Raw genomic sequence first — 12,676 nt, 5'->3', positions numbered from 1 at the left:
CGATGGCGACCGTCGCCTCGCGTGCCTTCTGCTGTTCCGGCCACTTGCTGAAACCGTTCACCAGATTGGCCACGTCCTGCGGATCAAAATCGGAAAGCCGGTGTTCTCGCCTTACGCGGTGCGTGACCTCAGTGCCGACTGCAGCGACGGCGCGGCGACACTCAGCCTGCTCCGGCCACTTGCTGAAGCCATTCACCAGATTGGCCAGGCCTTGATGCGTAAATCTGTTGAGCTCGCCGGCGCGGGCAACGACGTCGCCGGCGATGGCGACCGTCGCCTCGCGTGCCTTCTGCTGTTCCGGCCACTTGCTGAAACCGTTCACCAGATTGGCCACGTCCTGCGGATCAAAATCGGAAAGCCGGTGGTCTCGCCTTACGCGGTGCGTGACCTCAGTGCCGACTGCAGCGACGGCGCGGCGACACTCAGCCTGCTCCGGCCACTTGCTGAAGCCGTTCACCAGGATCGCCAAGTGTTGATTCGTAAATCTGTTGAGCTTGCTGGCGCGGGCAACGATCTCGCCGGCGATGGCAACCGTCGCCTCGCGCGTCTTCTGCTGCTCCGGCCACTTGCTGAAGCCGTTCACCAGGTTGTTCAAGTCCTGCTGATTGAATTCGAAAAGCCCGTCCATGTCGGCGCGGCGAAGAACTTCACTGGCAACTGCGAACGTGCCCTGGCCACACCCTGGCAGGTTAGGCCACTTGCTAAAGCCGTTCACCAGCAGCGAGACGTTCCGAGAGTCGAGCTCCTGAAGCAGTGCGGGATTGTCGCTGCATAATTCGGCGATCCTGCCCGCGCCTTCCCAGCATTCCCGCTGTCCCGGATATCGACTGAATGACAAGGCAAAAAGCGGCAGCGCTGGGGGATCTACCTCGTTCAGACCCCCGGCAGACTCCGATAGCTTGGCGGCCATGGCCCTGCAGGCCTCCATGCCCACCTGTCTCGCAGGCCCGCGGCTGACGGCGTTGCATACGTGCGCGTATCCAAACGATTGTCCAATATCCTGCTCCCAGTTTGGCAGAAATCGCTGGGTGAATTGGCCAGCGGCTTTGTGAAGGAATTCCGCCTGCCCTTCCTGGTCCTGCAGCCTGCGGCGATGGCGCACCACGGCACAGGAGAATTCAGCGATGTTGGGAGCACGATCAATCTCATCGAGAGCATCGCTGAACAAACCGCCCGAGAAGGGGCCCCCATTGTTACTACCTGATTGCGGCTCCGACCCTTGAGACCGTTGAGAACCGGTGGGGCGGCTATCGCGCGCGCCTACATCGTCGCTGCGTGGTGGCCTGGCGTCCATGCCGGACGTGATTTGCCCAGGCAACGGCGCGGAGGTGTGAGAGCTTTCGGGGGCGCGATCTCTGCGCCACGCTTCACCATCGGAACGTGAAGGGCCCGCTTGCCGCCCTGGCTCATGAGGCCGCTGTCCGTTTGTACGAGGGATGTTGGTTGCCAGGCCATCGTCAGCACGCCATCCTCCTGACCCTGCATCCATGCCCATTCCGCGTAATGCGGCAGTGAGAAAGCGTCCCCGACTAATTGGGGGGCGCGAGGACGGGGCCTCCGGGGTATCATCGGCGTGGCCTGCGAAGCGGCTGGAGGAAGCTTCGCCAGCCTGCGGCTCGCGGTGCATCCGTTCGACAATCGAATTGAACGGCTGGCCGCCTGTTGCCGAGGCGTGACCTGATGCGGCGGGGGAACTGCTGTCCGGAGCGCCATCGGCTGTGGTATCGCCGATACGCGATCCTGCCGGTCGGCGGATGTTCCTCATATTTTGTCTCCCATCCAGGCAAAACGCATTGCCTAAAGTGCGTTAACAAGAGGGCATCGCGTTGCTTCCCACAACACAATGGTCAGGTGATCAGATGGCCCAACCACGCGCCATCGTGCTTGTGCGATCCAATCCCCCAGCGGCGGTGCGGGCACCATGCCTAAATTCGAAGACCTTACCGCTGTCGGTCTGCTCAAATACTGCGGATTGAGCCCTATCGCTCTGTCCTCGTGGTTTACGCCTGACATAAGAGCCGGCTGGGGATTCCCTTTTGTGAGTGCGCATGCGAGTCTGGCGCATGCGCGCAGGAATATTACTCACCGGTTCTTCGATTGACCGTCAGCGTCTGGGCGCGCTGATCAGAGATCGCAATGCGCCGCAGAAGCACGTTTGGCGCGCCGAGATCATTCTGTTGAGCAGCGACGGCGTGGGCACCGTCGAAATCATGCGGCAAACTGGTAAGTCCAAGACCTGCGTGTGGCGCTGGCAGGAGCGCTTCGCCGCGGAAGGCTTCGAGGGACTGTTGCGCGACAAGACGCGCCCCTCGCGCATTGCCCCACTCGGACCTGAAGTCGCCGAGCGCGTGGTGGCACTGACGTTGCAGGACCCGCCTGGCGAGACGACGCACTGGACCGCCGACATGATGGCGGCCGCGGCCGGCATCAGCGCCAGCGCGGTGCGCCGCATCTGGAAGGCGCACGGGCTGCAGCCCAACCGCTGGCGCCAGTTCAAGCTCTCCAACGATCCGCAGGTCGTCGACAAACTGCGCAACGTCGTCGGCCTCTATGTTGATCCGCCGGCTCACGCCATCGTGCTGTCGGTCGACGAGAAGAGCCAGATCCAGGCGCTCGACCGCACTCAGCCCGGCCTGCCCATGAAGAAGGGTAGGCTCGGCACCATGACCCATATGTGGACGGCCACCTCCTCGCAAGGTGTTGAGCGGCGTTTTGATCGGATCGCTTGCGATCATATGTCCGGCCTCTGTTTTGTGCGGTCGCACATGACCGCGGGCCAAGATGGTTTCCGCAACGCGAGTTCCTAACACGACTGCGACCTACAACGGCCAGTGAGTCATCCGGAGTATCTTGCGTCGTGGATCGATCGATCACACCACCTGCTCATTCTCTTGCAAGTTCCGACATCAACAAACACGGTCGCATTTTCGTCTGCTCCCCGTGTTTGGCTGATCTTCTAAGCCCCGCACGCCATACTAGGCGGCACAGCATTGGTTCGATACGCTTCGCCGGTCACCATCATCTTCCAGGCGATGCGCGCGATTTTGTTCGCCAACGCCACGGCGACGAGCTTCGGCGGCTTGCGCTTGAGGAGATCGAGGAGCCAGGGCGAGGAATTCCTGCCCCGTCCGTCGCGGACTCGTCGCAGGAGAGCGGTGGCGCCGACCACCAGCGTACTTCTCAAGGCTTCGTCGCCGGCGCGTGTAATCACGCCGAGCCGGACCTTGCCGGCTGTGGAGTGATCTTTCGGGGTCAGGCCGATCCAGGCGGCAAAGTGCCGGCCTGATCGGAAGCCCTCGGGCGTTGGCGTCTTCATCATCAGAAGCGATGCGCCGATCGGACCGACGCCGGGGATTTGCGCCAGACGGCGGCTGCATTCATCGGCCCGATGCCAGGCCATCAGCTTGGTGTCGACCTCTCCCAGCCGCACTTTCAACTGCGCATATTCCGCGCCGTGCAGCGCGAACAGCTCCCGCGCCAGCTCCGGCAGCCTCTCATCGGCCGCGATGCGCTCGAGCAGCGGCTCGATCTTGCATATTCCCTTCGCGGCAGTCAGCCCGAACTCGGCCGCATAACCGCGGATCGAATTGGCGAGTTGCGTGCGATTACGGATCAGTCGGTCGCGCATGCCGGTCAGCATCAGCGCCGTCTGGCGGTCGGCTGGCTTCACCGGCACGAAGCGCATCGTCGGCCGGCTCATCGCCTCGCACAGCGCTTCGGCATCAGCCGCATCGTTCTTGCCTCGCTTGACGTATGGCTTGACGAACTGCGGCGGAATCAGCTTCACCTCGTGGCCGAACGACTGCAGTAGTCGGGCCCAATGGTGCGATCCGCCGCACGCCTCGATCGCAATCACCGTCGGCGGCGCTTTCTCGAAGAACGCCACCATCTCCTTACGCCGAAGCTTCTTGCGCAGAACCGGGTCTTCAGCCGCGTTCACACCATGGAGCTGGAACACGTGCTTTGACGTATCCATGCCAATTCGAATAATCTGTTCCACGGACGGTCTCCTTTGCTTGAGATCTTCAACGACCTCATTCTGGCACATCGATGCCGTGCTGGGGGCCGTCCACACCAACACGACTACAAGCGCAACGGCACGACCACCCTGTTTGCCGCCCTCAACGTGCTCGAGGCACCGTCATCGGCAGGAACATGCAGCGCCATCGTCACCAGGAGTTCATCCGCTTCCTCAACGCCATCGATGCCGAGGTGCCGGCCAGCAAGGCCATCCACGTCGTCCTCGACAACTACGCCGCTCACAAGCACCCCAAGGTGCGTGCCTGGCTCGGCCGCCATCAGCGCTTCACCTTCCACTTCACACCGACCTCATGCTCGTGGCTCAACGCGGTCGAGGGCTTCTTCGCAAAACTGTCGAAGCGTCGTCTCAGACGCGGCGTCTTCCACTCCGTCGTCGACCTTCAGGCGGCGATCAACCCCTTCGTTGCAGAGCACAACCAGCAACCTAAACCCTTCACTTGGACCGCCGATCCAGACAAGATCATCGCTGCCGTCAAACGCGGGCACCAAGTGTTAGATTGCATCCACTAGCATCAGGACGGCCGCCGTCGAGACTGCGACCGTCTTCGCCAACGTATTTTTATTGGTTAGATGATTTTCCTTATAATAATGGACCCGATGCCTTCTTAAAGAAACGCACGGATCATTTCTAAGCATGTGACTGCACAATATAAGATCTCTATTTCCGTAAAGCACTTTTCACAAGTCCAGGTTTTTGGCATTCATTGCTGCAGCTGTCCAAACAAAAAACGTTTCGCCCGTAGCATTACCCCATTAATCCATTAGACCGTTGACGAAGGAGGAGCACGAAAGGCAGCCAACGCCTGTTTTTGGTTTGTTAGAGGTGTTTTGCCCGCTGCAGCGTGTTTTTCGGGACGCATGATGGCACCGCTTCTAGGTTGTGGTCGAAGGGCGATTTGGCCGCAATACGGTCGTGGGGTGTCGGCCGGCGCTCGTGGCCTGCTCCCTGAATGCGGCGTCATGACCAGCGTCGGGTCGGCCTGAGGCGGGCGAAGAGGGCGAGATTGTAGGGGACCACCGAGGACCAGACGTAGGTCTCGAAGTGGTCGAGCCCGCGCCAGGTGCAGCGGGCCAGGCCGTAGGTCCGCTTCAGGCAGGAGATGCCGGCTTCGATGCCGGCCCTGAAGCTTCTGAGCTTGCGATACACCCAGCGGCTCCTGACCATATCTTCGATCCGGAGGCCGCTCTTCTTATGGAAGGCCATGTCGCGCACACCCCAGGCCTTGGCCTGGCGCAGGTTTTCACGGCTCGCATAGCCGCCGTCGGCGGCCGCCTGCCGCGGCGCCTCGCCATAGAAGGCGATGTGGCGCTCGACGTTATGACCGTGGTCTGAGGAGCGGCCCGTCCTTCCTTTGCTTTGGGGATAGGCTCGGCAACCCGAGCAACCCCCGTTTGCTTAACAGCTGCAAAGTCTAAGGGCGGGCCGCTCCTCAGACCACGGTCATAACGTCTAGTAAGGGCAAAAGCCGCTCGCTGTCGGCCGGATTGCCGGCTTCGAGATCGAGAATCAGTCCGCTCCTGCCGGTGGTCAGATTGATCTTTGTGTCCGTAATCGACGTCGCGGCTGCCCTTGACGATGATGTCGGCATGCGGCTCGAAGAGGCTTACAAGCTTCTCGCCGGCCGGCACCGCTTCGCCGGCCAGCACCCGCCGCTCGGTCTGGGCGATGATCTGCGCGATCAGCGGCTGATAGTGGCGAACCTGGGCCTTCCAGAGCTCGCCGCCGGACCCGCCGCCAGCGGCAACTGTGCCGCCGCCTGCTGCAGAAAACCCAAGGTGTTCCGGGCGATCCTAAGCAGCGCGCGGTAGTGCTGAACCCGTTTGGGGCGACCGCGGGTATACTCGATCGCCCGAGCCCGCTTCTTCGCGCGCGGCAGTGATCGTGCCAGGGAAGGTGCTGCCAAGCGAATCCGCCTGCTGCAGAAGACGAACCATCACCCGCACGCCGTCCCACAAAAGGCTGCTGTCGCTTGGTTCATGGATCAGCGCCGCCGTGACGGTGCTGTCCACACGCACGCTTGCCGCTTTCCAACCACTCTTGTCGGGCGCTGGCCAGCAGCAATTTGTTGACCGCTTCCCAGGTGTCCGCCCGGATCGCGCTGATCGTCTTGTGCAAGACAGACTTTTTCGGGCTCCACCCCCATGGCAGCCGGGCAAAGGCCCGGAACGAGGCGGAAGGAGTTGTCACATAAACCGACTGTCAGTGAGTGGTGCGTGGAGATAGTGGGATGACGAATTCAGCCATCAGCTACAAACGTCACCGCTTCCCGCAACAGATCATCACCCATGCGGTCTGGCTGTACTTTCGGTTCCCGCTGAGCCCACGCCTTGTCGAGGAAATGCTGCTGGAGCGCAGCATCGTCGTTTCATACGATCCGCCGATGGGGTCGGAAATTCGGACCGGCCTACGCGAAGCAAATCCGTCGTCGGCGGCCGTCGCACCGGGACGTCTGGCATCTGGACGAGGTGGTGGTCTCCATCGCTGACCGCAAGCACTGGCTTTGGCGTGTGACCAGGACGGCTATGTTCTCGACTAGATCCGATGCGATACCAAGGCTGCCAAGCGATTGCTGATCAGGCTGCTGAGGAAAGCGAGGCATGGTGCCCAAGCGGATCATCGCCGACAAACTCCGATCATATGGCGCCGCCAAGCGTGACGTTATGGCGACTGTCGAGCACTGGTCCCACAGGAGCCTCAACAATCGAGCGGAAAATTCTCATCTGCCGCTGCGAAAACGAGAACGGACGATGCAGGGCTTCAGATCAGCCGGCAGCCTGCAGCGGTTTATCTCGATCTTCTCGGCAATCTCTTCGTCACCCCGCATCAAAAACGATCCGCCCTGGCCACTCACATTCACAGCATCCGCGCAATAGCAGCGCATTGGAAAGCCGTGACGGGCGCGGTTGCCTGATCTCGCAAAGCCGCGGGGGCAGTTCGATCACCGCTCGATAACGTGACAACCCTCGGCATAAACCCACAACAACAGCCGATTTGGACGCGCCCAGATCCCGTTAGGCAAATCGGTCAAGCCTGAGCGCCTGCAGTCTGCCCCGGTCACAACAAATATGCTTCAACCTGCTGTTAACCTTAATCCACTGGACGCCGGGCGAAGAATCGTGGCCTAGCTAGTTCTGGGTTAAGGACCGATATGTCGCATGTAGACCGACAAGGAGGACAAATCGACAATGGCTGTGCTTGCCGCAACCAGAGTGCAGAACGCGGATCCGGCCGACAAGATCGTTCGGCATGCTGGCATTCTCTTCGAATATCTGCAGGCGCGCCGCCAACAGATGTATCCGCTGAACGCACGGAGAAGCCTTCGGAACTTTATGATTCACGAGGTTTCACGACTGGCCTCCACTCCTGAATCGACACTATATCCAACGATGGGAAGGGCCCGGTCCCTGTCCGCCTTGAAACCAACCCATTGAGCGGGTGAAGAAGCCGCCGCCGCCGTGCCGCAGCGAGAAGGAGATTAAGGGTCCAGCCGAGAAAGTAGTCGGCAAGGCGACATTCTCCAGCGGCGACATCCAGCTCTCTATTGTGACAGGATATGCGCCGGCGTTTGGCGATTCCGTCGAGGAAGAGCTGCAAATGCTAATAGACAGGTTTTCCGCCCGCCAGGGCGAGGGGATAATTTCAGCGCTGGAGGGCGGCTCGGCCGAAAACCATAGGATAGCGCAACAAACATAGAGGTAGCATGCGATAAAAAAAGGCCCTGAGACAACTTCTCAGAAGCCTCTCGCGTTCGCTTGGGTGACATTGAGAATCTCACTTCCGCGATTTCACAGTCAACTTCCGCGATTCAAGTCAGTCAAGACTCTCCATGAGGAGATCTGACACCATTTTGGTGAGCGCTTTCGCTTTGCCAAAAGCTAGAGGGCAGAACCATGACGGGACATATAGTGACGACGCCCTTTGGGCGGCGAACGATGACGCTTGGCCAAATTGCGAGCCAGATGAAGGCAAGAGCGGCACCGAAGGATGCCGCCGTTAACAAGTGGCAGACTTTTCAGCACATCAGAGAGGCCCGAGATCTCCTCGGCGCCACGGACCGCGCTCTGGCGATTCTGAACGCGTTGCTGTCCTTCCACCAGGAGACGGTTCTCACGGGTGATGGCGATCTTATTGTCTGGCCGTCGAACGACCAGTTGATGGCGCGCGCCAATGGCATGCCACCTACAACGCTTCGCCGGCATCTCGTCGTTCTAGTCGAATGCGGTCTGATCATTCGCAGGGACAGTCCTAATGGAAAGCGATATGCAAGGAAAGGTCGGGGAGGCAAGATCGAGCGGGCCTTCGGCTTCGATCTGTCGCCGATCGTGGCGCGGGCAGCCGAGTTCAAGGACATGGCGGATGCCGCCCAGGCCGAGAAGCGCGCATTCCGTCGCGCAAGGGAACGACTGACGCTCTTGCGACGGGATATTGTCAAGCTGATCGATACCTGCACCGAGGAAGGCGTGCCAGGCAATTGGGACCGGGTGCAGCAGAACTACCAGGCCACCATCAGCCGTCTGCCGCGCTCTGCTCCACGTCAACTCGTCGAAAGCATCTGTGAAGAGCTCGAGGTGCTATGGCGTGAGATCCTTGACGTGTTGGAATCGTTTGCGGATTCATGGAATACGGACGCCAATGAGTCCCATTTCGGTCGCCACATACAGAATTCAAACCCAGACTCCAATTCTGAATCTGAAAGCGGCACAGGAGAAAGAGAGGAAGCGGGCTGCAGCGCCGAAGGTACTCACAATCTGCGGAGCCAGCCAAAGCGGGATTTGCCATTGGAGATCGTGCTGTCCGCCTGCCCGAACATGCGGGAACTCGCCCAGAGCGGCGAGCTTGGCCACTGGCGGGATTTCCTGGCCGCGGCCGAGCTCGTCCGGTCCATGTTGGGGATCAGCCCGAGCGCCTGGCGGGAGGCCTGCGAGGTTCTGGGCGAACGGCAGGCGGCGATCACGTTGGCCGCGATTTATCAGCGCGCTGATCAGATCAACAGCGCCGGCGGTTATTTGCGTAGCCTGACGGACCGCGCTCGGGACGGGAAATTTTCGACTAGGCCGATGGTCATGGCGCTCTTGCGCGCCAAACCAGATGCCGAAAAGACGCTCTCGAAAACCTATGGCAGGCCGCCTGACGATGGCGTTCGGAATGAAGGAAACGCTTCTGATAGCCTGCGCAGACCGAAATCATGATGCTGCATTTTTTTGAGCCCGCGTACCGGCCGCCGTTTCCATTGATCCAGCCAGGTGCCCGGGTCCGGCCGGGGGCTTATTCGACGCCGCAAGACCGTTTAACGCCTCAAGCAGCGCATGAATGATCGCCTGCCCGAGCCCCTGTAGTGTCTCACCGATTTGGGCTTCGTTTGCGTTGCGCGCGGCGGTGGCGAGATCCGAATCCTGGTTCGTCAGAATCGCACTGGCCCGATCGATCGCCCACTAGGCAAATCGTTCCGGCTGTCGATGATCCTGCTTTCAGTCAATGCGCGCTCCCGCGTTTACCATTCGTTTGCCGAATTCGGGCCAGGGGGCGCGAGACGGGTACGGCGTTCGCGCCATAACACGTTTCGATCTTCGCCGGTGCGGAAGACCAACAAGACCCATTGTCTGACCGACGGCTTGTGGCGGCCCACCGCCTCTATGCCATATAGTTGGATTGAATCGGCCGGCGACATGATCTTCGTGCGCTACGCGGACGACATCCGTGGTTGGCTTTCAATACGAAGCTGATGCCCGGCGCTTTGGCGCATGATGTGAACGGTTGCAGGAGTTTGCGTTGCAGCTCTATCCGGACAAGGTCGGCGGGCCGGAGGCGGTGCTGGTTGTCGACGACACGGCGTTGCCGGCGTGGCGCCGCTATCGCGCCTGGAAAAACCGCTAACTGCCAATCGCGGGTTCGGTGACGCTGGCCTCGCGCGAAGTGCCGCTGATAGTCGGTCTAAAATTGTTTTCTGCCCTAGTGGAAGTGGCGCCGTGCCGTCGTGCGTTATGGTTCCCTAGCTTTATAGGCAGGCCAGGCTGGGTCCGGTCCAGCGCCTGGATCTGCGATTTTCATCAACCGACAGCACGATGGCCTGGGCCGACGTCGCGCAGTTTGTCGACTAATCTCGGCTCGTTTGAGAGCTTGAACTGCCCCAGCGGTGGGGCTGAAGCCCGTGCGCCTTCCAGATGCGCCGGACAGCGCTGGCGCTGACTGATGACGGCTACGTTTGCCGTCATGTCGGCCGTCCAGTGCGTCGTCTCGGCGGCGGGTCTTCGAGTGTGAGCGCCACCAAGCGTGCGGCGACATCGGGGCCGGCGGAATGCGTGAGGGCCGCGTCTTGTCGCGCAGCAGCCCTTCAAAGCCTCCCTCAGCGAAGCGCTCCTGCCAGCGCCAGACGCAGGTCTTGGACTTGCCGGTCCGCCGCATGATTTTCGACAGTGCCAACGTTATCGGCGCTCAACAGCACGATCTCGGCGCCCAGACATGCTATTGCGGACTGTTGCGGTCGCTGACCAAGGCAGCGAGCTGCCGATGATCAGAAGGCGAGACGGTGAGAGACATTCCTGTGCGCATGCGCCAGATTCCCACCCAGGAATCTTATGTCAGGCGGAAACCACTAGTGGCTCTGCACAGGGATTATGACTCTTTGGCGGTTGGTTTTGGATAGGCTTTTGCCAATTTGAGGCGGGCCTGTTCGGTTGAGAACAGCCAGTTGATGCGGTCGCCGCTGTTATTTCGCTGGTTTTCCCAAGCGGCGGCCTCGCTAACGAGGCGGTCGCGGCTTTCGATGCGGCGGTCGAGGCACTAACTGCGCAGGACACTGATCTCGGTCTCGACCATGGTGAGATCCTATGAGGAGGATGCGTCGGGCTTCTGAGGGCGGCAGGGCCTGGTAGAGGGCGGCCGGCGTATGGGTGGACAGATTGTCCAGCACCACGCGGATGCCGGCGGCCTCGGGATAATGGACATCGGCGAGATCGCGCATGCAGTGGGCATCGGCGGCGGCGCGCCGCTCGGTGACTTTCACCTTGCGCCAGGGTCGGTGAGCGTCGAGGAAGACGAACAGATTGGCGGTGCCGTTGCGCCTGTACTCGTAGTCGTAGCGCTCCAGCCTTCCCGGTGCGGCCGGGATCGGCTGGCGCACATCGCCGACAAGCTGGGTCGGGCTTTCGTCGAAGCACACGACCGGCCGCTTCGAATCGGGCGTCTCGGCATAGAGGTCGAGCACATCCTCCATGCGCGCGACATACTCCGCATCGACCTTGGGGATGCACCACATGTCCTTGCGCCAGGGCTTGAGGTCGTTCTCGGCCAGGCGCCGGCGCACCGTCTCACGCGACAGCTGTTCGTGCTCGGTCAGCTTGACGAACGCGTCGGCCAGCAGCTCCAGTGTCCAACGGGCTCGGCCCGGCGGCGGGCTGGAGCAGGCGGTGGCCACCAGCAAGGCTTCCTCCTTGCCCGTCAGCTTGCGGTCGGCGCCGGGGCGCGGCTCTTCGCCGAGCGCGGCCTCCAGGCCCATCTCGACGAAGCGGCGCTTGGTGCGGTAGACCGTGGAGCCGCCGACCACCACCGTCGTGGCAATGGTCTCGTCGCCTTGGCCGGCATCGGCGGCGAGCAGGATCTGGACCGCTTGAGCTTGCGCGCCGGATGCTTGCCGCTGCGCAGCATCGCTGTGAGTTGGTAACGCTCGGGTTGGTCGAGATCAACGCGATAGCGTACATTCATCCGGATGACCTCCTTCGGTTGTGGAGGTTCTGGAAGAAACGGAAAATGAATCAATTCCTTGACGGCTAGCCGCCAGCCCAACCCCGCTTCACCGAAAACCAGGGCCAGTATCTCGCCTTCATCTGGACCTACGCCCTGCTCAACGGTCGCTGGCGGGCCGAGCGCGACAGGCAGAGCTTCTTCGGCGTCACCGCGCCTTCCGTCCATCAGATGGTGCTCACCCTCGAGCGTGCGGGATTGATCCGCAGGCAACCGGCCCTTGCGCGCACCATTGAACTGCTCATTGAACCCGACAGCCTGCCCAGGTTGCAACCCATCGGACCCGTGAAATCCTCTGTGCAGAGGTACTAGAAGTGGACGAGCGCCTCCCAACCGATGGCGAAGGTCGTGTTCCGAAGGAGCGGCAGCGCGACGGAAACCGCGATAGAAGAGATCGAGCGGCTGATGAGCGCAGGCGTGCAGTTCGGGATGGTGCTCGCCGATTCCTGACACGGGTCGAGCGCGTCTTTCGTCAGGCCTTGAGCGAACGAGGCTTGCGCTGAGCGGTCAGCCTGTCACGACGGCCAGAACGTCTATCCCCGATGTCGTGTTGATGTTCCCTGTCACGAAACAGGAAGGCGCCACAAGTATTACATTCCCTAAACGCCGCCGCTCGCCGCCGATGCGATGTTCGATTCCTTTGAAATCATACTTCCCCTTCTAACTACGAGATAAAACACAAAGCTACAATCGGAACCTGTTTTCCTTAGACGCCTAAGTCGAGCAATGGCATAACTATCGCTGTAGGGCGCGCGCTCGGGGCAGGTGTTTTATTAAGAGCATAAACAGTCGTTATGTATAAAATGTCAGCTCGTGAATTAAGAATGTATTATAGAAGCAATTCCGGTCGAAATGGCCCCATGTCTCAAGCAAACAATCTAGCGGGTAGAAGTA

At 60.7% G+C, this 12,676-nt stretch carries 5 protein-coding genes and 8 pseudogenes; 7 read left to right on the top strand and 6 right to left on the bottom strand.

Going from position 1 to position 12,676, the window contains the following annotated elements; all coding sequences use genetic code 11:
* Positions 1 to 910, bottom strand: a pseudogene (locus NKI59_RS30225) (hypothetical protein); the annotation flags it as partial.
* Positions 911 to 970: 60 nt separating this feature from the next.
* Between NKI59_RS30225 and NKI59_RS30220 the strand changes: the two are divergent.
* Complete coding sequence (locus NKI59_RS30220) at positions 971 to 1,204, top strand: hypothetical protein (protein ID WP_352708288.1); 234 nt, start codon at positions 971 to 973, stop codon at positions 1,202 to 1,204.
* 859 nt (positions 1,205 to 2,063) lie between these two features.
* A pseudogene (locus NKI59_RS30215) lies at positions 2,064 to 2,672 on the top strand (IS630 family transposase); the annotation flags it as partial.
* 284 nt (positions 2,673 to 2,956) lie between these two features.
* On the opposite strand, the gene NKI59_RS30210 reads toward NKI59_RS30215, so the two are convergent.
* Positions 2,957 to 4,000: an IS110 family RNA-guided transposase gene (locus tag NKI59_RS30210; protein WP_352708293.1), complete on the bottom strand. Its 1,044-nt coding sequence runs from the start codon at positions 3,998 to 4,000 to the stop codon at positions 2,957 to 2,959.
* Between the two features lie 78 nt (positions 4,001 to 4,078).
* Here NKI59_RS30210 and NKI59_RS30205 point away from each other — a divergent pair.
* Positions 4,079 to 4,551, top strand: a pseudogene (locus tag NKI59_RS30205) (IS630 family transposase); the annotation flags it as partial.
* Positions 4,552 to 4,999: 448 nt separating this feature from the next.
* On the opposite strand, the pseudogene NKI59_RS30200 reads toward NKI59_RS30205, so the two are convergent.
* Together NKI59_RS30200 and NKI59_RS30195 are read right to left on the bottom strand one after the other, a co-directional pair.
* Positions 5,000 to 5,353, bottom strand: a pseudogene (locus NKI59_RS30200) (transposase); the annotation flags it as partial.
* Between the two features lie 139 nt (positions 5,354 to 5,492).
* Positions 5,493 to 6,217 (bottom strand): annotated as a pseudogene (locus NKI59_RS30195) (ISNCY family transposase); the annotation flags it as partial.
* 52 nt (positions 6,218 to 6,269) lie between these two features.
* Here NKI59_RS30195 and NKI59_RS30190 point away from each other — a divergent pair.
* The 4 genes and pseudogenes from NKI59_RS30190 (at position 6,270) to repC (ending at position 9,231) form a co-directional block, all read left to right on the top strand.
* Positions 6,270 to 6,953 (top strand): annotated as a pseudogene (locus NKI59_RS30190) (IS6 family transposase).
* Between the two features lie 274 nt (positions 6,954 to 7,227).
* A complete protein-coding gene (locus NKI59_RS30185; protein WP_352708286.1) occupies positions 7,228 to 7,473 on the top strand; it encodes a hypothetical protein in 246 nt (81 codons plus the stop codon).
* Between the two features lie 4 nt (positions 7,474 to 7,477).
* Positions 7,478 to 7,735, top strand: coding sequence for a hypothetical protein (locus NKI59_RS30180; RefSeq protein ID WP_352708284.1), 258 nt, complete (start codon positions 7,478 to 7,480; stop codon positions 7,733 to 7,735).
* A gap of 197 nt (positions 7,736 to 7,932) precedes the next feature.
* On the top strand, positions 7,933 to 9,231 hold the full coding sequence (repC, locus tag NKI59_RS30175) for a plasmid replication protein RepC (RefSeq protein ID WP_352708282.1): 1,299 nt from the start codon (positions 7,933 to 7,935) through the stop codon (positions 9,229 to 9,231).
* 747 nt (positions 9,232 to 9,978) lie between these two features.
* On the opposite strand, the pseudogene NKI59_RS30170 reads toward repC, so the two are convergent.
* Positions 9,979 to 10,591 (bottom strand): annotated as a pseudogene (locus tag NKI59_RS30170) (helix-turn-helix domain-containing protein); the annotation flags it as partial.
* Between the two features lie 63 nt (positions 10,592 to 10,654).
* Positions 10,655 to 11,743, bottom strand: a pseudogene (locus tag NKI59_RS30165) (IS630 family transposase).
* Positions 11,744 to 12,676 lie beyond the last annotated feature (933 nt).

It is taken from the genome of Mesorhizobium sp. M0598 (assembly GCF_040320865.1).
Classification (GTDB): Bacteria; Pseudomonadota; Alphaproteobacteria; order Rhizobiales; family Rhizobiaceae; genus Mesorhizobium.
Note: the sequence above shows the minus strand (reverse complement) of the source record. Positions and strands in the feature narration are given on the sequence as shown.